16 protein-coding genes are annotated in these 21,715 nt (G+C 29.8%); 5 read left to right on the forward strand and 11 right to left on the reverse strand.

Annotated elements, in window-relative coordinates; genetic code table 11:
• Positions 1–181 precede the first annotated feature (181 nt).
• On the reverse strand, positions 182–613 hold the full coding sequence (gene dut, locus ACTG44_RS12655) for a dUTP diphosphatase (protein WP_021385268.1): 432 nt from the start codon (positions 611–613) through the stop codon (positions 182–184).
• 112 nt (positions 614–725) lie between these two features.
• On the opposite strand from dut, the gene ACTG44_RS12660 reads away from it, so the two are divergent.
• Positions 726–2,954, forward strand: coding sequence for a type IA DNA topoisomerase (locus tag ACTG44_RS12660; RefSeq protein WP_479917105.1), 2,229 nt, complete (start codon positions 726–728; stop codon positions 2,952–2,954).
• Positions 2,955–3,066: 112 nt separating this feature from the next.
• Here the strand turns inward: ACTG44_RS12660 and ACTG44_RS12665 are convergent, their stop codons facing one another.
• Entirely contained in the window at positions 3,067–3,552 is a 486-nt protein-coding gene (locus ACTG44_RS12665; protein ID WP_021385271.1) for a MarR family winged helix-turn-helix transcriptional regulator, read from the reverse strand.
• Positions 3,553–3,803: 251 nt separating this feature from the next.
• Between ACTG44_RS12665 and ACTG44_RS12670 the strand changes: the two genes are divergently transcribed.
• The 3 genes from ACTG44_RS12670 to ACTG44_RS12680 are packed head-to-tail and all read left to right on the forward strand — an operon-like array spanning position 3,804 to position 9,498.
• On the forward strand, positions 3,804–5,027 hold the full coding sequence (locus ACTG44_RS12670) for an efflux RND transporter periplasmic adaptor subunit (RefSeq protein ID WP_479920542.1): 1,224 nt from the start codon (positions 3,804–3,806) through the stop codon (positions 5,025–5,027).
• A gap of 4 nt (positions 5,028–5,031) precedes the next feature.
• Entirely contained in the window at positions 5,032–8,166 is a 3,135-nt protein-coding gene (locus ACTG44_RS12675) for an efflux RND transporter permease subunit (protein ID WP_479920543.1), read from the forward strand.
• 21 nt (positions 8,167–8,187) lie between these two features.
• Positions 8,188–9,498 carry a TolC family protein gene (locus ACTG44_RS12680; protein ID WP_479920544.1) on the forward strand — a complete coding sequence of 437 codons (1,311 nt, stop codon included), beginning with the start codon at positions 8,188–8,190 and terminating at the stop codon, positions 9,496–9,498.
• Positions 9,499–9,816: 318 nt separating this feature from the next.
• Here the strand turns inward: ACTG44_RS12680 and ACTG44_RS12685 are convergent, their stop codons facing one another.
• Positions 9,817–10,848 carry a proline racemase family protein gene (locus ACTG44_RS12685; protein WP_479920545.1) on the reverse strand — a complete coding sequence of 344 codons (1,032 nt, stop codon included), beginning with the start codon at positions 10,846–10,848 and terminating at the stop codon, positions 9,817–9,819.
• 168 nt (positions 10,849–11,016) lie between these two features.
• Between ACTG44_RS12685 and ACTG44_RS12690 the strand changes: the two genes are divergently transcribed.
• Positions 11,017–12,282: an ROK family transcriptional regulator gene (locus ACTG44_RS12690; RefSeq protein ID WP_479920546.1), complete on the forward strand. Its 1,266-nt coding sequence runs from the start codon at positions 11,017–11,019 to the stop codon at positions 12,280–12,282.
• Between the two features lie 66 nt (positions 12,283–12,348).
• Here the strand turns inward: ACTG44_RS12690 and ACTG44_RS12695 are convergent, their stop codons facing one another.
• From ACTG44_RS12695 to ACTG44_RS12730, 8 genes are all read right to left on the reverse strand, one after another.
• Entirely contained in the window at positions 12,349–12,594 is a 246-nt protein-coding gene (locus ACTG44_RS12695) for a zinc ribbon domain-containing protein (RefSeq protein WP_021385311.1), read from the reverse strand.
• A gap of 215 nt (positions 12,595–12,809) precedes the next feature.
• On the reverse strand, positions 12,810–15,437 hold the full coding sequence (ppdK, locus tag ACTG44_RS12700) for a pyruvate, phosphate dikinase (protein WP_479920547.1): 2,628 nt from the start codon (positions 15,435–15,437) through the stop codon (positions 12,810–12,812).
• A 60-nt stretch (positions 15,438–15,497) separates the two neighbouring features.
• Positions 15,498–16,340: a pyruvate, water dikinase regulatory protein gene (locus tag ACTG44_RS12705; protein WP_044213707.1), complete on the reverse strand. Its 843-nt coding sequence runs from the start codon at positions 16,338–16,340 to the stop codon at positions 15,498–15,500.
• Between the two features lie 6 nt (positions 16,341–16,346).
• Positions 16,347–16,985 carry a transcriptional regulator CcpN gene (gene ccpN / locus ACTG44_RS12710; protein WP_044213709.1) on the reverse strand — a complete coding sequence of 213 codons (639 nt, stop codon included), beginning with the start codon at positions 16,983–16,985 and terminating at the stop codon, positions 16,347–16,349.
• A 448-nt stretch (positions 16,986–17,433) separates the two neighbouring features.
• Positions 17,434–18,726 carry an NAD(P)H-dependent oxidoreductase gene (locus tag ACTG44_RS12715; protein ID WP_021385342.1) on the reverse strand — a complete coding sequence of 431 codons (1,293 nt, stop codon included), beginning with the start codon at positions 18,724–18,726 and terminating at the stop codon, positions 17,434–17,436.
• 37 nt (positions 18,727–18,763) lie between these two features.
• Positions 18,764–19,120: a PTS glucitol/sorbitol transporter subunit IIA gene (locus tag ACTG44_RS12720; protein ID WP_021385302.1), complete on the reverse strand. Its 357-nt coding sequence runs from the start codon at positions 19,118–19,120 to the stop codon at positions 18,764–18,766.
• A 34-nt stretch (positions 19,121–19,154) separates the two neighbouring features.
• On the reverse strand, positions 19,155–19,514 hold the full coding sequence (locus tag ACTG44_RS12725) for a transcriptional regulator GutM (protein ID WP_021385328.1): 360 nt from the start codon (positions 19,512–19,514) through the stop codon (positions 19,155–19,157).
• A 48-nt stretch (positions 19,515–19,562) separates the two neighbouring features.
• Complete coding sequence (locus ACTG44_RS12730; RefSeq protein ID WP_479917110.1) at positions 19,563–21,536, reverse strand: BglG family transcription antiterminator; 1,974 nt, start codon at positions 21,534–21,536, stop codon at positions 19,563–19,565.
• Positions 21,537–21,715 lie beyond the last annotated feature (179 nt).

Raw genomic sequence — 21,715 nt, forward strand, 5'->3', positions numbered from 1 at the left:
TATCAATTATTTCTTTTATATTAATATTATTACAAATTTGTAACTATTTGTCTATAGTAATATTTATTTACCATAAATTACCATAAGTGAATTTTAATCATCAATAGCCTGCAACTTAGTAATATAGCCATCTTTTGCCTTTTTAAAAGATGGCTATATTTTTTAACTTTTTTGTAACTTTTTAAAATCCTGTCGAACCAAATCCACCTTTTCCTCTTTCAGAATCACTTAATTCTTTCACTTCTTCTATATTAATATCATAGATAGGTTTTACTATCATTTGAGCAATTTTCATATGTTTTTCAACTTTAAAATCATTTTTCCCATGGTTTATTAATATAATTTTAAGCTCTCCTCTATAACCTTCATCAATAGTTCCAGGTGTATTTAACACAGTAATTGAATGTTTTAAAGCAAGCCCACTTCTAGGTCTTACCTGCGCTTCTGTCATAGTAGGAAGCTCTATACATATTCCAGTTTTAATAAGTTTAGTTTCTCCAGAAGGTATTACCACCTCTTCTATAGAATACAAATCCATACCAGCATCACCTTTGTGAGCGAAATTAGGTATTATAGCATCGTCATTTAGTTTTTTTACTTTCAAATTGTACATTTTATATCTCCTTTCAACTTTCTATAAATATTATAACTTAAATTTCGACCTCTTGAAGTTTTTTATTTTTTTGTGGTAATATAATTATTAGTGTTTTAAAGGAGGATTTTTTATGAAACTTGTACTTGCTGAGAAACCATCTGTTGCAAAAACTATAGCATCCTTTCTGGGTGCAAAGACTAGACAAGATGGTTACTTTGAAGGAAATGATTATATAATTACTTATGCAGTTGGGCACTTAGTATCATTATATGATATGAAGGATTATGATAAAGATAAATATTCTGGTTCTTGGAAAATGAATAATTTTCCATTTGTTCCTGAAGATAAGTTTAAATTTAAGATTGATAGTTCTAAAACCAAACAATTCAATACTGTGAAAAAACTCTTGAATAGAAAAGATGTAGAATATGTAATAAATGCCACTGATAATGACCGAGAAGGAGAACTCATAGCATTTCTAATATTTTTACTTGCAAACAATAAAAAACCAGTAAAAAGAATTTTAGTAAATGAATGGACGCCAGAAGACATTACAAGAGGTATAAAAAGCTTAAAAGATGAAGATGAAATGAGAAATCTTCAAGCCGCTGGATACACAAGACTTATCACTGATTGGTTGATTGGAATAAATTTTACTTCCGTTGCTACGTTGAAATATGGAAATGGAAAATTATTAAATATAGGTAGAGTAATTCTTCCAACAGTTAAATTAGTCTATGACAGAGACATGGAAATACTAAATTTTGTTCCTAAAACTTATTATGAAATAGAAGGTCATTTTAAAGCTGAGGCTGGTGAATATAAAGGTAAATATATTAAGGGCAAAGAAAGTAAATTTGATACACTCGAAGATGCAAATAAAATTATAGCTTCAATTACATCTGAAACTGGTAAAATACTAGATAAAAAAGTTACTATGTCAAAAGAATATGCACCTAAACTTTTTAGTTTGACATCACTTCAAGGATATATAACTTCTAAGTATTCTAATTTTACCTCTGACAAGGTCCTAAATGTCTGTCAATCTCTTTATGAGGGTAATGGTAAGGGTGGATATATAACTTATCCTAGAACTGATTCTATTTTTTTAGAGGAAAGTTTGACTTCAAAGGTTTCTCAAACTTTAGACAAACTAAAAGTTGGACTTGAATATGAAACTAAGATTAAATTTTCTAAAACTAAAAGGGTCTTTGATTCTTCTAAAGTAGATTCCCATAGTGCTATAATCCCTACTTATATAATTCCCAAAAACTTGTCTAAAGATGAGCAACTGGTTTATGATGCTATAAAAGATAGGTTTATAGCAAACTTTATGCCCCCTGCTGAATACGAGAATACAGAAATTAAGACTGAAGTAGATAATTGCACTTTTTTAACAAAGGGTAAAGTACTCAAATCAAAAGGATATCTTGAAGTATATAATAAGGAAGAAAAAAACGATTTACTTCCACTTGTAAATAAAGATGATATTGTAGATGTATTAGAAGTAAAGCCATTAACTAAACAAACTACTCCTCCTAAACCGTATACTGAGGACACACTTTTAAAAGCTATGAAAAATTGTGGTAAAAATGTACCTGAAGAAGATACAACTGTGTTGTCAGGATATTCTATAGGAACATCAGCTACACGTGCTGATGTATTGAAGAAGATAAGTCAAGTTGGATATGTAAATAAAAAAGGAAAGTCTTATTCTATAACAGACCTCGGAAAAAATTTAGTTGAGATTTTTCCTGTTAAAGATTTATTTGATGTAGATTACACTGGAAAACTTGAAAAAAGTTTGAGTGATATACAAAAAGGCAAATACACTAGAAAAGAATATCTTACTAATATCATTAATTTTATATACCAAAATGTCAATATTATAAAACACGATGCTTCAAAAAACATAAATACAGAAGCATATACTTTTGATTCAAAAACTAAAAAGTTTACTAAAATAAAAGAAAAAAAACAGAAAAAGAGTATGACTAATACTGAAAAAGAAGTTGCTGTATCAAAAGATTCTGATAACAAAAAAGAAAACAAAAATAAAGATGACAATCCATCTCTTGGTAAATGTCCTGTTTGTCAGGGTGATGTACTTGAATTTGATAAAGGGTTTGCTTGTAAAAATCATAAAGAATGTAAATTCGTTATTTGGAAAAATGATAAGTATTTAAATCTTTATAAAAAGAAAGTTAATAAAACAATGGTCAAAAATATTTTAAAAAAAGGTGAAACCAAAGTAAAATCCTTAACATCTAAAAATGGCAATAAGTTTGATGCTACATTAAAATATAATAAGAATCCAGATAACGGTTATTTCAGTTGGAAAATAGAGTTTGATAACTAAATAATACTCGTAAAACAATAAATGTCAGTAGCATAATATTCTATATTATGCTACTGACATTTATTGTTTTACGATTTTTTAACTTTGTTAACAATGACTTCCACAATTACATCTAGCCTAATTTTTTTACTATCTCTGATAACTTCAGTGTATGTTCATCTAATAAAGTTAATTCCTCCTCAGAGAGATTTGATAGTTTCTTTACTAAAGACTCTTTAAGGATAGCTTTTACTGCATCAAATAAGTCGAATGCCTTATCTGTTAATTCCACCCTAAGAATTCTTCTATCTTTTGGGTCAGGAAATTTATTAACTAAATCATGTTCTACCAATCTATCAATAATTGGTGTCATATTTGATTTTAAGATTCCTAAATTAGAAGCTATTTGAGAAATTGATGATGAGTTCGATGTCATAAGATAAAGAATTACCTTAGCATGCGATGGAGCCATTGGACATTCTTCAAAATACGCTTTCATTATATCCGAGTTATTTTGAAATTTCTTTAACAAATCACTTTCTTTAAATATATTATTTTCAAGTACAAATAAGAAATCTAAAAAAGAGTCTGCTATTTTAAGTATATTATTGTTATCCATCTTTGTAACATCCCTTCAATAAATAATGTAATAAACCATTCGTTATTTATATAGTATAAATTATAAACTATTAATAAATTTAAAACAAGAAAAAGTTATTGACTCATAATAATTATAAATTTATAATCAAATTAGAGAATTATAAATTGCCAATAAAGGGAAGTTTTTTAATTAGCCTAAAACTAAACTTAAATTATAAGACACTTTAAATTCTACAACAAGCTAGTGTGCAATATATAATAGGAGGAGATATGAAAAGATATTTAATAGTTTTCTTAATGTGTAGTTCACTGTTTTTAGTTGGATGTGGAAAAACAGAAGAACCTGAACCCGAGAAACCAATAGCAGTTTCTGTTCAAAAAGCAGTAGGAGGAGAAATTGAAAACACAAATGCTTTCTCAGGAACTACAAAGGTTAAAGATGAAACAGCTGTTACTGCACAGACTGTTGGCACAGTTCAAGAAGTTTATGTAAAACTTGGGCAAAATGTAAGAAAAGGAGATGAATTATTGAGTATAAGCAGTCCAGATTTAGAAAATAGTGTAAAACAAAGTAAGGCAGCACTAGATTTGGCTAAAGCAAGTTATTCAAGTGCAACTGGTGGCTCATTAGAAGCACAAGTAAATCAAGCAAAAACAGCTCTTGATAACGCAAAAATTCAATATGATGAATCTCAAAGGAATTATGACAATAATAAGGTTCTTTATGAGCAGGAAGTAATTAGTTTAGACCAATTTAAAAAAATAGAATTTGCTTTAGAACAATCAAAACAACAACTAGACTCTGCTCAAAGATCATACGATACAGCAACTTCAAAGAGTATACCTCAAGCTAAGGCTCTTGCTAAAAAACAACTTGACCAAGCTCAAGTATCATATAATTTAGCAATGAGTAACTTAGATAAATTAACTTTGACAGCTCCAGTAGATGGTACAATAACTGCTAAAAACTTTGATGCAAAAGAAATGATAACACAATCACAGCCAGCTTTTACTATTTCTAATCCTAACATATTAGAAGTTGATTTAAATGTAGCAGAATCAGACATAGGTAAATTTAAGAAGGATGGAAATGTAGAAGTTATAATTGAAGACCAAAGGATTTTAGGAAAGGTAGATTATGTACCTTCAGTAGTTGACCCTCAGACATCTTTATATCCTGTTAAAGTGCTTGTTACTAACACAAACAACAAGTTTAAAGCAGGAATGTCTGCTCAAGTAAACTTAAGTGTTGAAAAAGAAAATGGTGCTGTTACAATACCTAAAAAAGCAATATTTGAAGAAAAAGGAAAGAAATATGTATACATAGCAAACAAAGATAATATAGCAAAGAAAAAATTAGTTCAAACAGGAATTGTAACAGAGGATAAAATAGAAATCAAAAGTGGTGTAAGCGAAAAAGATACAGTGGTTATTGGGGGGATAAGTCTTATTTCTAATGGAACTAAGATATTTCCTGTAGAAAAGGAGAAATAGTACTATGAATTTTATACAAACTTCTGTTAAGCGTCCTCTTACAATCATAATGGTTTTCTTGGTATTAATAGTTTTTGGTGGTATTGGATATAAGAAAATGTCAATAAATCTAATGCCTGATATAGAAATACCTGTTGTAATGGTTATGACTACTTGGACAGGTGCTGGTCCTCAAGACGTTGATGAACAAGTTAGTCAAAAAGTTGATGAAAGTCTATCAGCTGTTTCAAACGTAAAATCTACCATATCAAGTTCACAAGAAAGTGTTTCTATGGTAGTTGCTCAATTTGAGTTTGGAACTAATTTAGATGAAATAATGAACGATGTTAGGTCTAAAGTTGACGCATTACAGACTAGTCTTCCAGATGATGCAGCTAAACCAACAGTTCTAAAATTAGATATGAATGCACAAGCTATAGGTCAGCTTGTTATATCTGGAGGAAATGAAAATAGTTCACAGGCATTGAGAAAATATGCTGAGGATGTGATTCAACCTAAAATAGAATCTATAGATGGTGTTACATCAGCAGACCTTAAAGGTGGAGAAAAAGCACAGGTCAATGTAATAGCTGACCCAGCTGTTCTTTCAAATTATGGAGTTAGTTTATCAACTATAAAAGGTATATTATCATCTAGTAATAAAACATACCCTTATGGCTCAATTACTCAAGGTGAAGATAAAATAGTTTTAAGAGCAATTGATAAACTTGAATCTTTAGATGATATAAAACAGATTCAAATTCCTGTAAAGGGTGGAAATACAGTTAGATTAGATAATCTTTGTAGTGTAGATTATGGATATGCAGACAAAGACAGTATTTATAGATATAATGGAAAAGACAGTTTAGTAATAGATATTTCTAAACAGCAAGATGCCAATACTGTAAAAGTTATGCAAAATGCGTATAAATACGTAGATGAATTAAATAAAGAAAATCCTCAATTTAAAATTAAAATTGCTAACGATACAAGTTCGTACATAAGTGAATCAATAAACAGTGTAATGAGTAACTTGCTTATAAGTGCTGTTATTGCCTTTGTGGTAATCTTTGCTTTCTTAAAAAGTGTAAGAGCTTCACTAGTTGTTGCCATAGCAATTCCAATTTCCATAATAGGAGCCATAGCAATTCTCTACTTTACAGGAGAAAGTTTAAACCTTATTACGGCAAGTTCCTTGGTAATTTCAGTTGGTATGGTTGTCGACAATGCTACAGTTGTAATTGAAAATATATTTAAATATAGGAAAAGTGGTCGTATGAGTATTGATGATTGCGCTATTGAGGGTACAAGAACCGTAACCAATGCCATACTTGCATCAACATTGACTACTATAGCAATATTTTTACCTATTATGTTTACAGAAGGTATAGCTAAAATAACTTTTGGAGCATTAGGTAAAACTCTTATCGCTTCCCTAGCCTTCTCTTTCATAGGTGCGATTACTCTTGTTCCTAGTGTGTTCGCAAAATTAAGTAGAGGTAAGAATAGCGAAAAGATGCAGGAAAAAGACAGTCCTATATTTGATAAAGTAAGTGAAGGGTATAAAAGATTACTAAGTGTATGCTTGAGACACCAACGCTTAGTAGTAATATCAAGTTTACTTATTTTTATAGCTTCTTTAATTGGAATGAGCTTTATAGGTATGGACTTTATGCCTGCTGCCGACAAGGGAGCACTTGCTGTTTCTATAGAACTTCCAAAAGGTCTTAGTCTAGAATCTAATGATTACTATGTATCTATGACTGAGAAAAAAGTTTCAGATATTCCAGAAGTTAAAACTTTAATAACAACTTTAACATCAGATTCAAATAACAATACAGCAAATATAGCAATTGAATTAGAATCTCAAAAAAATAGAAAGAGAACTACTGATGAGATAGAAAAAGAAATAATTGATAGAGTTGCCACTGTCCCAGATTGTAAAATAAATGTAAGCCAAAATAGTAGTGTCATGGGTGGAAGCACAGGAGCAGACTTTACATTAGAAATGAAAGGCCCTGATTTAGATGTATTAAAAATATTAGGAAAAGAAGCTGAAAAAGAATTCAGTTCAATAAAAGGATTTAGAAATGTCGAGACTTCTCTTACAGATACAACACAAGAAGCTCAATTTACAATAGACAAACATAAAGCTCAAGAATATGGTGTAAACACTGCTGAAATAGCAGGATTACTGCGTACAGCAATAAATGGTGACTCAGTTACTACCGCTACAATTGATGATTACAAAGTTGATGTAAACTTAAAATTTAAAGCAGACAGTATTGATAATCTAGAAGATATAAAACAATTAAAAGTAAACTCTGCTACTGGAAAAGAAGTTCCTCTTGGTGCTTTTTCAGATATAAAAATGGCAGATGGTCTACAATCTATATCTAGAACTGATGGAGATTTCTCTGTAAATATAACTGCTACACTTGATAATGTAGATGCTGGTACTGCTACAAAATTAGCACTAGAAAAAACTAACAAAATGGTAATTCCTAAAGATTACTCTATTGGCGTTGGTGGAGAAACAGAGATGATGAATGAGTCTATGGCAAGTCTTGGATTCTCAATGGTTATAGCTATAGCACTAGTTTATATGGTAATGGTAGCTCAGTTTGAATCATTTAGTAAACCATTTATAATCATGTTCTGTGTTCCATTTGCATTTGTTGGAGTTGTGCTTTCTCTCCTAGTCAGTGGGCAAAGTTTAAGTACTGTAGGTATGTTAGGTATAATCTTACTTATAGGTATAGTTGTTAACAATGGTATAGTTCTTATTGACTACATAGAACAGCTTAGAAAAACAAATCGTAACAATGATTTAATTGGATTGGTTTCTATTGGTTGTGCAGCAAGATTAAGACCAGTTCTAATGACAACTGCAACAACAATTTTAGGTATGTTACCAACAGCGCTATCTCTTGGTGAAGGTGGAGAAACAATGCAACCACTAGCTATAGTTATAATGGGAGGTCTGACTGTATCTACACTTATAACTTTGGTACTTATACCTACTATATACTTAATATTTGATAAATGGGAAGATAAGTTTTCAGACAAAATGCCTAAAATATTTGGTAAAATAACAGATAAAATAGGTGCTATAAAAAGAAAAATAATAAAGAAACCAAAATTGAAAGCTAAAGTTTAAATAGAATGGAGGGTGATTGTATTGAATAAGAAGGTTAGTAAAATAGTTGCGATTGGATGCGGTGTTGGAATAATAACAGCCAACCTAATGCCAGTTTATGCAAATGATAATACTTCTTCTATAAGTAAAGTTGATAATTCTATAGTGAATGATTCAACTAAAAGGACATCTGAAAAGGAACTTTTAACTGCTAGAGAAGCTGTCAGTGCAGCACTTAAAAATAGTGATAAATTAAAGATGAAATCAGAAGAAATAAAAATGTTAAAAGAAAAATTGGAAGTACAAGATGAGTTTGATAGTTTTACTGGAAGTGATAACTCATTTCCATACGACCAAATCGGACTTCTTAAAAATCAAAGTGAACAGGCAAAAGGGTTTATGGAAGACCAAATAGCAAATGATATTACTAATAAATACAATGATTTAGTATCAAGAGAAAATGAGTTGGATAAAATAAAAAACAATCTTGAGATAAAAACTAAAGAAATTAAAGATATGAAATTAAAAAAAGAGTTAGGATTAGTAACATCATTAGAAACTGAGTCAGCTGAACTTGAACTTCAGACACTACAAAATACTCAAAAAGCTAAACTTCAAGAACTAAAAAATAATCAAGACTATTTTAAGCTATTGACTAATATAAATTTAGATAATTATCAATTGGATAAGGAATATAGATTTGAATCTTTTAGAGTAGGTGGCTCAGTTGATTCATATATGGAAGGTAAAGTAAATGAATACTTAAAGTACGACCAATTGATTTTGGAGCGTACTGAAGAAAGTTTTAATGATGATGATGAGAATAAAGCAGATTTACCAGATAGACCTAATCTTACAAGACCAGTTGCTCCTACAAAACCAGAACAAGGTAGTTTGACTGATGATGAATATAAGGTTATTATGAATAAGTATGAAAAAGATTTAGAAAAATATAAAGCAGATGTAGTTGAATATAACAATGAAAGACAGACTTATGCTGCTGGTCTTACTACATATGCAAATTATCTTCAACAAAAATACAATACTGAAAATGGTCTAGTAACATTAGAAGACAGTAAAAAAGCTCTAAAAAAAGGCTTGATTGATAGTTATGCTCAATTACTTGCTTTAGAAGATACAATTGATATTACTAAAAAACAACTTGAATTATCAGAAAAACAAGTAAAAAATACTAAATTAAGATATGATTTAGGATTAATCACTCTAACTGATTATAAAAAACAAGTAGTAAGTAATGAAGATGCTAAAAATAGCTATGACACGCTTATTGTAAACTATAACTCATTAAAAAATGGTATAGAAAAGCCTTGGATACTTAATACTGGTAAATAGAAAATATTAAACAACTTTCACAAAATTATTTAATAAAAATATATATAGAATTGATTTATTATTAAATAAAAGACTGTAGATAGATTTGAATAGAAGCAAATTTATCTACAGTCTTTTTAATATACAATTTATAAATTTGTTTTATACAAATCTACTTAATTGTCTACATCTAGGATTTCAATTTCATATAAAATAATCCTCATTTTAAATCATTATAACTTTTCTAAGTTTTTTATGATATAATCTCATTTTACCTAGAACTTATACCTATGTAAGTCCCTATTCTAATAGAATAATTGACAGTAAAAAAAATAAATATTATTTTGAAACTTGGAATCCATATTTTAAAGGGTCATCATTATCAATAATATAAGTAGATACTCCTGTTACATAAGCACTTCCTGTGATTTTAGGTATTACTGCAGAATACTCTCCAGCCTTTGCTTCTTCCTTGATTACACCTGTAAATGTAGTACCAATAAAGCTTTCATACACAAAAGGCTCTCCAATCTCAATTTTACCTCTTTTATAAAGTGTAGCAAGTTTAGCACTCGTCCCAGTTCCACATGGAGAACGGTCTGCCATATAATCACCAAAGATTACAACGTTTCTCATATCACATCCAGTTGTTGAAGTAGGACAATACAATTCAGCAAGGTCAACAGAAGTAATATCACACTCAGGATGTTGAATTTCATTTTCTTTGTTGGCATGTTCAATCAATTTCATACCAAAATCAGTTAGAAATGGAATATTTTCAGGTGTTACATCCATACCAAACTGTGTAACATCACACAATGCAAAGAAACTTCCTCCAAATGAAATATCATATGTAATCTCTTTCCCATCAATAACAGTAGTTAAATTTTCCTTATACAAAAATGCAGGTACATTTGTTAATGTTACATTCACAACCTTACCATCTTTTACCTCTGCCTTTGTACGGATTAAACCAGCAGGTGCATCTAATACAACCTCTGTATATGGTTCTTTTGCTTCTACAAGTCTCGCTTCTATAATTGCAGTAACAGTTCCAATAGTTCCATGCCCACACATATTCAAATATCCACCAGTATCCATGTAGATAACTCCATAATCTGCTTCTGAATTAATTGGCTCAGTAACAATAGAACCAAACATATCATGATGCCCACGAGGCTCAAACATTAACGCCTTACGATACTGGTCACAATTCTCTTCCAAATATTTTTTCTTTTCAATCATTGTATCTCCTGGTAATTCTGGAAATCCAGATAGCACAACACGTGTAAATTCTCCAACTGTATGTGTATCAACAGCAGTAAAACATTTCTCGTAAATACTAAGATTTACATTTGGTTTTAGTTCCATTTTGGAAACCCCCTCAATATTATGTAATATAGTTATGTAACTTTATTTTATAACTTTATTTTTAAATTGTCAACTCAGATAACTGGAAAAGATTAAGAAAATATGATATCGTATATTTAAACAAAAGTAACGACCAATGAAATGTAACAAGAAAGGAAATATAGTCTTATGGGAAATAGAGAGAAACATGTAAAAAATGCATCCATGCCTTCAGACTTAAAATATTTAAATCGGAAACGAATACTTTACATCATCAGAAATTCAACAGAGGTATCAGTCAATGATATCAGTGAAGCAACCAAAATTAGCCGTCCTACAGTAAAAAAAGCTATGCAGAGTTTTGAAGAAATAGGACTTTTGGTTTCAGTAGGTAAAGGAAATTCTACAAATATTGGTGGAAAACGCCCAGAATTATATTCGTTTTCTTGTAATAAAAGAATACTGTGTATATCACTTGAAGAGAATTATATTCATTTTGCAATTTTGACCATGAAAAATGAATGTATCTTAGAAATAGAAATTCCTGCCACTTACAAAAATACATTGGATACATTTCAAAAAGAACTTGCAGGTCACATTGAAGAGATTCTAGCAAATGCAGAAGTCTCTCATGAGGAGTTATATGGTATAAGTCTTGCAATTGCTGGATTTGTAGACCAAAAATGTGGTATTGTCAGATTTTTTATGATGGCTCCACATTGGGGCAGAAATATTAATATAAAAGAATGGCTTGAAAAATTGTATCCAAAACAGGAAATTATAGTAGAAAATCTAGTTAGAATGGCTGGAAATGCACTTCTTCTTGAAGAAGAATTTCGCAATAAAAGAACAGTTGTCATGTATGCAGAAGCAGGAATTTCTTCATGCTATATTGATAAAGTTGTGCTTACTGGTAGAAATGCTCTTATTGGAGAAATTGGACACATGACTGTTGATTACAGTGACGAAGAGATTTGCTCCTGTGGAAGTAAAGGATGCTTTGAACGTATGGTTAGTGCTGAAAGGATTCGCTATAGGCTAAAGAAAAATTCATTAAAACTTTTGGAATCATCTATAAACCAGTGGATAGAATCTAAAAATTTACTTCAACATGTGTTTGAAGAAGCAGACAATGGAGACGAGCTAGCAAAGATAGAGGTTGGCTATTTAGCAGAAATGTTCTCACTAATGTTAAAAAATGTAGCAATCAATTTTGACCCAGAAGTTGTAGTCTTACTTGGGCAGTATGCTTATGCAGGAGAATATTTTAAGCTTAAATTAAAAGAAGAACGAAAAAAAGCTCGATTCTTCCCAGAGGAAACTGCGTCTATAATATACTATGATACAAGACCATTAAGAGAACTCCAAAAAGCTGGAGGATATCAGGTCTTAACGCAAATTTTTTTTGATAATCCCGTACTTTACGAAGGTAGCGTTAAGGGAAATGAAGAATAATCAAAAACCTATGCTTTTATAGAGCCATCCGAATTGGATGGCTCAAAAGTTTAACTCTAAATTTAATTATCTTTTGTCAAATGTCTCATCTATTTTACATCTCACCATGTTAACAAATTCAGAAATATTATATCCTTTCAGTTTGCATCCACATTTAGGACAATAATCCAATTTCCTAGATACCAAAGCCCTACAACTAGGTTCTGGGCATCTCATTTTCAGACTTTCCTCTGCTACTTTAAATCCACATCGTGGGCATATACTACCTGGACGTGATGATACTTCCTTTCCACATTTAGGACACTTTGTCAACTTTATCCCCTCCAGTAAACTCAATTTAATTGCTAGTTGAAATTTCTCTCTACAATAATATATGCAATATAATTAAATACGTTTCATTTACAACTATATAAGTTATCTTTTTATAATAAAATAAAAATCCCCTATATTCAACTTACAAATAATTTATTTGATACATTGAATGTATAGGGGATATTAATTTAATTATATAATTTTACAGTATATGACTATCTAGGATTTTTTATAGATGCCTGAGCTGCTGCAAGTCTAGCAATTGGCACTCTAAATGGTGAACAAGATACATAGTTAAGTCCTACACTGTAACAGAACTCTACTGAAGATGGTTCTCCACCATGCTCTCCACATATTCCTAGTTTTAATTCTGGTTTAACTTCTCTACCTAATTTAGCTCCCATTTTAACTAATTTACCAACACCATTTTGGTCTAGTACTTGGAATGGGTCTTTTTCTAATATTTCTTCATCTACATATTGACCTAAGAATTTGCCAGCATCATCTCTTGAATATCCAAATGCCATCTGAGTTAAGTCATTAGTACCAAAGCTAAAGAAGTCTGCCTCTTTTGCTATTTCATCAGCAGTTAAGCAAGCTCTAGGTATTTCTATCATAGTACCTACAGTATAAGGAACTTCTACACCTTCTTCTTTTATTATAGCATCAACAGTATCCACTATCATTTTTCTTATTATCTTTAATTCATTTACTTCTCCAATTAATGGAACCATTATTTCTGGAGAAACTTTAACACCTGCTCTTATTGCTTCTATAGCACCTTGTATTATAGCTTTAGATTGCATTACACATATTTCAGGATAAGTTATTGCAAGTCTACAACCTCTGTGTCCAAGCATTGGGTTAAATTCGTCTAAATCAACTATTCTCTTCTTAATATCACTTACTTTTATTCCCATAGATTTTGCAAGTTCTTCTATAGTCTCATCATCATGAGGTAAGAATTCATGTAATGGTGGGTCTAGTAATCTTATATTAACTGGTTTTCCATCCATAACTTTGAATAACTCTACAAAATCTTCTCTTTGCATTGGTAATATTTTTTCTAGTGCTTTTTCTCTTTGCTCTACTGTATTAGATAATATCATTTCTCTAACTGCTGGTAATCTATCTTCATCAAAGAACATATGCTCAGTTCTACATAGACCTATACCTTCAGCCCCAAACTCTATAGCTGCACGAGCATCTCTAGGATTATCTGCATTAGTTCTAACCATCATACACTTGTGTTTATCTACCCAGTTCATTAATTTCTCAAAGTTTCCAGTTAAAGCTACTTCTGTTTTCTTAACATCTCCTAAGTAAACATTTCCTGTAGAACCATCTATAGAAATATATTCTCCTTCTTTTATAACTACATCATCAAGTGCTCTTATTTCTTTGTTAAACTCATCAACTTTTATTTCTCCACATCCAGCAACACAACATTTACCCATACCTCTAGCAACAACTGCTGCATGTGATGTCATTCCACCTCTAGCTGTAAGGATTCCTTCAGCTTTAACCATACCTTCTATATCTTCTGGAGATGTCTCTAGTCTAACTAAAACTACTTTTTCTCCTTTTTCATTTGCTTTTACTACATCATCAGCATTGAAATAAACTTTACCACTTGCTGCACCTGGTGATGCTGGTAAACCTTTTGCTATAACTTTAGCTTCCTTTAATGCCTTATCTTCAAATTTTGGATGTAATAATTGGTCTAATTGATTAGGTTCGATTCTCATTATAGCTTCTTTTTCGTCTATTATTCCATCTTCAACTAAATCAACTGCTACAGCTATTGCTGCTGCTGCTGTTCTCTTACCATTTCTAGTTTGTAATATATATAATCTTTCATTTTCTATAGTAAACTCTATATCTTGCATATCTTTATAGTGACCTTCAAGTATATGAGTAATTTTTACGAATTCATCAAATACAGCTGGCATTACATCAGCAAGAGTTGATATATTTTGAGGAGTTCTTATACCTGCAACAACGTCTTCACCTTGTGCATTCATTAAGAATTCACCAAATAATTTATTTTCTCCTGTAGCTGGGTTTCTAGTAAATGCAACACCTGTACCACTAGTTTCTCCCATATTACCAAATACCATTGATTGGATGTTTACTGCTGTACCTAAGTTATGAGCTATATCATTCAATTTACGGTATACGATTGCACGAGGGTTATTCCATGATCTAAATACAGCCTCTATAGCAAGCATTAATTGCTCTTTTGGGTCTTGTGGGAAATCACTTTTAATTTCTTTTTTGTATATTGCTTTAAACTCTTTTACTATTTCTTTTAAATCATCAGTTGTAAGCTCTGTATCAACTGTATATCCTTTTGATTCTTTTACTCTATCTAATACATTCTCAAATTTATATTTTGGAACTTCCATAGCAACATCAGAAAACATTTGTATGAATCTTCTGTAACTATCATATGCAAATCTTTCATTTTGTGTAGCTTCTGCTAGACCAACAACACTATTGTCATTAAGACCTAAGTTAAGAATTGTATCCATCATTCCTGGCATAGAGAATACTGCACCAGAACGAACTGATACTAATAATGGATTCTTATTGCATCCTAATGTTTTATTTAAGTCTTTTTCTAAAGTAGCCAAATGCTCTTCTATTTCTTTTATTATATCTTCTCTTATACTTTCATTGTTAACATAATAATCATTACAGGCTTCTGTTGTTATAGTAAACCCAGGAGGGACAGGTAAGCCTATCTTAGTCATTTCTGCTAAATTGGCACCTTTACCTCCTAGTAAAGATTTCATGTCTTTGCTTCCTTCACCAAAACTATAAACATACTTAGTTTCCATTGTTAAATCCCCCATTAATCTTTTTATTTTAATTTATATCATTTTTATTAATAGACATTATTAAATTTCTATTTCTTTGTATATCTTTAGACCATTTTCTTTCATTATGTCTAAGATTATACCTGCTGTTTCTTCTATTGCTTTATTTGAAACATTTATTACTGGGCATCCAATTTTTTTCATTATTTCTTCTGAATAATCTAATTCCTGAAGTATTCTTTCTAGATTAGCATAGTTGGCTTTACTAGATAGACCTAAAGCTTTTAATCTTTGAGTTCTTATTTCATTAAGCTTTTCAGGTGAATTAGTAAGACCTATTATCTTCTTAGTATTTATCTCAAATACCTCTTTAGGAATTGGTATTTCTGGAACTAATGGAACATTAGCTACTTTTATATTTTTATTAGCCAAATACATACTCAAAGGAGTTTTAGATGTTCTTGAGATTCCCACTAAAATTATATCTGCTTGAAGAACACCTCTAGGGTCTTTTCCATCATCATATTTTACTGCAAACTCTATAGCTTCAACTCTCTTAAAATAAGATTCGTCTAATTTTCTAATTATACCAGCTTCTCTTTTAGGTTTTCTTCCTGTTCTCTTGCTTATTTCTCTTAGTATATCTGTCATCAGGTCTATACAGCTAAGACCTTCTCTCTCACAATATCTTTCAACAATACTGCATAACTCTTCATCGACTAATGTATATACAATCAAAGCGTTTTCAGCTTTTGCATTCTCCAAAGTTTCAAGTAGTACTCCTTTATTAATCATGTATGGAAATCTTTTTATTTCATAAGTTTCATTTACATAAAACTGAGACATACATGCTTTTGCAACTTGTTGTGCAGTCTCCCCAACTGAATCTGATACTGCATATATAATTAGGTTTTTCACCAGCATACCTCCTTAATTGTCAACTATTTCTAAGAATAGCTTAGTTATGTTGGTTTTTGATATTCTCCCAACAACTCTCATATGATTTTTGTCTTCTCCCTTATATTCAACAATTGGAATCGAATCTACTTCATGTTCTATTATTTTTCTTGAAGCTAATAAAACACTTGCTCCTTTAGTTAAGGTAACTACATTTGGAGTTCTTGTCATTATCATACCTATTGGCATCTTATTTATATCAGAACCTCCTATTGTTGCTTTTAACAAGTCTTTTCTGGAAACAACTCCACATAACTCTTCATTCTCATCTATAATAACTATACTGCCTACATCAGATAAAAACATAGTGACTATTACATCATATATACTTTCGTCTTTCTTAGCTAGTACAGGCATGCTCATTATATCTTCTACTGATTTCTCTTTTATACTTTTACCAATTAAATTAATTTCACTGACTCCTGAATAAAAATATCCAACTTTTGGTCTTGCGTCTAGTATTCCTGTCATTGTCAATATAGCTAAATCAGATCTAAGCGTAGCACGAGTCACATTCAAGCTGGAGGCAATATTTTCACTCGTTATTGGTTCATTTTCCTTAACTATATCTATAATTTTTAGTTGTCTTTCATTAAGCTGAATAATAATCACCTTCTTTCATTGTGCTATACTTTTTATCTTTTCGCATCTTATATAGTATATTATATAACTATATATACCATTCTGTAAACAGATTTTTTATTGAATACGATATATTTTTTTACTAAGTTCTCTCGCTTAAAGATATTTATTATATATTAATGGGGGATATTTCTTTAATTAATAGAACTATATTAGTGTTACAGTTAATATTATAATACATAATGGGTCATTTTAATTCATTTTATATTAAAATTTTTAATTATATTATTTTAAATATGAATATAAAGTTGCAGAATTAATTTAAATTAAATACACTATTAAAATTTTTAATTATAAATGACCTATAATATACCTCTATACAAAATATCTTAACAAAAATATATAATTTTAAAAGGGCTGATTTAAAAATAACCATCAACCCTTTTAAGCACTATCTATATTATATTATCATCAAATCTTACCCAAATATTTTTTCTTGTAATTGTCTTAAATGATATAAAGTAGTATCTTTTTCTATCTCCACCATATCATAAGTTATAACTTCACCTTTTTTAATATCTTTAACTACTTTAGTCTTTTTGCTAACTAATCCAATAGGAACAGCATTCATAGCTTTTGCAACATCGTATTTTTCTATAGTACCATAACATGTATATGCACCATATCCATCCATATACTCACCTTTTTTCAAGTCTTTCTTAGCTATAGTCATAACTTCTGCAACTAGTCCATTTTTAGGTACTATTGTAGCCTTATGCTCTAAAACTGCCATAGCTGCTGATAAAGGAGTCTCTAAGCTACATAAATGATATGGTCTATATAATATGTAATTAGGTCCATCACCCATGCTTAAATACTTTAATTCATCATTAACAGCTTTTAATTTATGAGCAACTACAACGAAAACTCCAGGTGCTATACCATTTACAAAATCAACTACACCATAATTATCTAATACTCCACCTTCGCTCTTTAATGCATATTTTTTAGGTACTTCGTTTACTGTAGCCTCAATACCATGACCACCTCTTACATCAGGCACAAATCCAGTTGCATTACACATTAGGGCCATTTCTACCATTGTCTTAGTTCCTTCTTTAAAAGAAGCTATCATATGAGGTGAAGCTCCTTTTCTTTCTGCTTCCTCTCTAACAGTATCAGGATTACAATCTAAATCTAATTTATTATTTTTACCTTTTCCTATCACTCTAACTTCAAATCCCATTGCATCTGCAAAATCAAACAATCCCATTACTGCTCCTGGCTCATCCCCTGCAGAACCTGTAAATATTACTCCAGCATCATCTGCTAATTTTTTAAGTATTGGTCCAACAACACAATCAGTTTCAGCATTCAACATTACTATGTGTTTTTTATTTAAGATAGCATTTAATGCTATTTCTGCTCCAATTGCAATACCTCCAGTTGCATCTATAACTACATCTATTGACTTAGTCTTACAAGCTACAAGAAAATCATTACAAGTTAATACTTTTCCTTCTTGTAATTTTAATTCTGCATCATTTTCATTCGTTACATTATCTATAACTTCTTCATCTATGCCTGCATCAGTAAATGCTTTATGAGCTAATTCTAAATTTATATCTACAACAATAGAAGCCTCAATACCTTTCATATTTGCCATTTGGCTTACCATTCCATTACCCATATGACCAGCACCTATAAGAGCTACTTTTATTTTTTTACCTTCTTCTTCCAATTTTGCAAGTTTTCTGTTTAAATCTAACATATCAATTCCTCCTGTTATAATAATTTTATTTTTCAAATTAAGAAATAGTTATTAAATCTCCAATAGTTATATTTGGATTTCCTATTTCCACATGTATTTCTCCTGGTAAGTTTACTTCACATTCTCCATCAAATTTGATTGTACAGTGACCAATTTCTCTAAGAGTCTTTTGAGCAATATCACCAACTGAAACTATACAATAATCTCTATTTCCTATTGTAAGTGTATCTCCTATTTCAACATTACTTTTTAATGTCGATATTGAATGAATTACAGATATATCCTTTAAGTCCTCATCATTGATGGTTTCATCATATATGATAAGACAATTGCTTTCATCCATTAATTCTTTAACTAAACTGCCTATTCCACTTATCTTAACTTCATATTTCATGACATTCCTCCTGATAATTTATATTTATATTAAGTTAATTAAAAGAAACATTTATTTTTTCTTTTATAAATTTTATGGCTTGTACAATACTTTCTTCATCTTTAAATTTTTGCTCTGCACTATATATATCTAGACCTTCTATTTCTTCAATCTCTTTAAACTTAGCCATCACTGTACGCCCTTTTAGAATTTCTCCAAACTTTATAAATCCATCTGAATCTGAAGATATAATTGCTATACTTCCTTTAGAAAAATAACTTTTCTTTTTTCCTGTAGATACTATATCACCCTTTTTTTTAGCTCTATTTAAAGTTTTAAAATATAATTTATTCTGTTTCATTATAAATATAGTATTTAGAACATAAACAACAAATAAAATTACAAGTAGTTTCATATTTATACACCTTCCACAAACACATTATTTTTTTATTCTATACTATAGCTACATAAGATTCTTAAGTAACACTTTTTTAAACTCTAAAAAACTTCTACATTTACTTATCTTATTTGTTAATTTTACATCTTGTCCTATCTTTAAAACTTCTTCATAAATTTTTACTAATAAATCTGAATCCATTTGGTTCTCACATGGAAACATTGTCATGAGTATTATTTTTATACTTCTATTTGCATATTCTATTGGTTCTTCTAAAATTCCAATTGCCATTAAGAATTTATCTGATTTTTCATTTACAGAATGTGGGAATAATAGACCTTTATCAAAAACTGTAGGAGACTTTTCTTCTCTATTAATTATGTTTTTTCTAAACTTATCATCAATACATCCCAAATCCATAAGCTTATCCATCATTTTTTCTAAAGACCCAAGTATAGTCTTTTCATTCAATATCATAAATTTATCTTCATCCAACAAATTATTTATTAATAAATTTGTAGAATTAGTAGTATCAATATTTCCTTCTCTTAAACACAACACTGTCTTTAACTGTTCTCTTAGCTTATTTTCATCAAATATTGTATTTATTTTTAATACTATGGTTCCTATATTTGATGTGTCTAAATCAATAGTTGTAAAAACTATATCGTATTCATTTAAGTTAATATTTCTCAAATTAAAACTTGAAAGAGTATCAATCTGAGGATTGTTACCTATTAATTTTTCAACTCTTATTTTTAGTAATTTCGCAGTTCCTAGACCTGTACCACATATAATTGCTATTTTCTTTATTGAATAAAATCTACTGCTATTTCTTTCTAAGTATCCACTGAAATGAATTGCTATGTATCCAATCTCATCTTCTGAGACTTCTAAATTATATTTCTTCTCTATTACTCTCCCTGCTATTTGCGCTAATTTAAAAGGAAGTATATAGTTCTGTTTAATCTCTTCTAGTAGGACATTTTTTAACTTTATATTAAATAATAGCCTATTTAGAGTAAAACTAAGATGGTATCCTAGCCCTATTCTTAATTCATCCTCATTTATCAAAATACCCATATCAATATATATCTGCTTAAATATATTTTCCATCAACTCATCAATATTTTTATTAATTCTACTACTATTTAAAGCACATTCTGATGCTGGTGCATTTCCACTTACTAATGGTATAGTCAAATAAATAATTTCCTCATCATTCAAAATACATTCAAATCTTTTTGATAATATATGCTTTATTTCCCTAGCAATAAGGTATTCATCATATGATTTAAGCAAATCAAACTTTACATTATACTCTTTCACTTTCTTCTTTTCTTTTGCTCTATAAATTAAAACTACTATATAGTTAAGAACCTCTCTTAGCATCTCATCTGTAACATAAAAATTGTTATTTTTGAATAAAAACAATAATTCTTCTTCCAAACTTGAGAGTTCTTCTTTTTTAATGTCTTTAAAATATTTCGAATTATTTAAATCTTTTCTTGAGTTCTTATACAACTGATTTAATATAAGCAATCTAATATCAAGTTCATTTCCATGTAATTTCATCCCTGTATTCTGTTTTTTTATTAAGTTTAAATTATACGAAGCTAGAACTTTTTCTACATACTGGAAATCATTTACTAGAGTAGTTCTTCCTACACACATCTCATCTGCTAAACTATCAAGTGTAATAAATCCATCTAGTTCTATCAAATAATTTAGTATAAATTCTACTCTATCTTCCTTTGAGTTTAATGAGAATACATTTTTTCTATTCATATCAATAATCTTATTAAGTACTTTCTCATCTTTTATTTCCAGTTTATATCCTTGACCTTTTATGTATTTGATTACTGCTATATCACTACCTAAATCTTTATTCAATTGTTTTATATAAGTTCTTACACTTCTAGTTGTAACATTCAGTTCATTTGCTATTGAATTGATGCTTACAAACTCTTTTTTACTACATATAATCAATATTTTAAATATCTTGCGGTCAATAGAAGGAATTTTCTCAGTTACATTCATTTTGTATCTCCTCCTTGATTTCATTCTAGTACAAACTTGAAACCAAATTAATACATAAAATTTCACTTTAATAGAGGAAAATTTAGTATTAATCTAAATCGGTAATTACAGTTAATTAATAGTATAAAAGCTAGTCTCTCATTAACAAAACTCTTGACTAGCTTAAATTTATATTCTAA

The sequence above is a fragment of the Clostridioides sp. LIBA-2809 genome, from assembly GCF_056688965.1.

Bases quoted from the DNA above. Each gene is read 5' to 3' on its own strand.
- ACTG44_RS12725 (WP_021385328.1), bottom strand. From the start codon at position 19,514: ATGAAACTACTTGTAATTTTATTTGTTGTTTATGTTCTAAATACTATA.
- dut (WP_021385268.1), bottom strand. From the start codon at position 613: ATGTACAATTTGAAAGTAAAAAAACTAAATGACGATGCTATAATACCT.
- ACTG44_RS12685 (WP_479920545.1), bottom strand. From the start codon at position 10,848: ATGGAACTAAAACCAAATGTAAATCTTAGTATTTACGAGAAATGTTTT.
- ACTG44_RS12690 (WP_479920546.1), top strand. From the start codon at position 11,017: ATGGGAAATAGAGAGAAACATGTAAAAAATGCATCCATGCCTTCAGAC.
- ACTG44_RS12660 (WP_479917105.1), top strand. From the start codon at position 726: ATGAAACTTGTACTTGCTGAGAAACCATCTGTTGCAAAAACTATAGCA.
- ACTG44_RS12665 (WP_021385271.1), bottom strand. From the start codon at position 3,552: ATGGATAACAATAATATACTTAAAATAGCAGACTCTTTTTTAGATTTC.
- ACTG44_RS12675 (WP_479920543.1), top strand. From the start codon at position 5,032: ATGAATTTTATACAAACTTCTGTTAAGCGTCCTCTTACAATCATAATG.
- ppdK (WP_479920547.1), bottom strand. From the start codon at position 15,437: ATGGAAACTAAGTATGTTTATAGTTTTGGTGAAGGAAGCAAAGACATG.
- ACTG44_RS12670 (WP_479920542.1), top strand. From the start codon at position 3,804: ATGAAAAGATATTTAATAGTTTTCTTAATGTGTAGTTCACTGTTTTTA.
- ACTG44_RS12730 (WP_479917110.1), bottom strand. From the start codon at position 21,536: ATGAATGTAACTGAGAAAATTCCTTCTATTGACCGCAAGATATTTAAA.
- ACTG44_RS12715 (WP_021385342.1), bottom strand. From the start codon at position 18,726: ATGTTAGATTTAAACAGAAAACTTGCAAAATTGGAAGAAGAAGGTAAA.
- ACTG44_RS12720 (WP_021385302.1), bottom strand. From the start codon at position 19,120: ATGAAATATGAAGTTAAGATAAGTGGAATAGGCAGTTTAGTTAAAGAA.
- ACTG44_RS12705 (WP_044213707.1), bottom strand. From the start codon at position 16,340: ATGCTGGTGAAAAACCTAATTATATATGCAGTATCAGATTCAGTTGGG.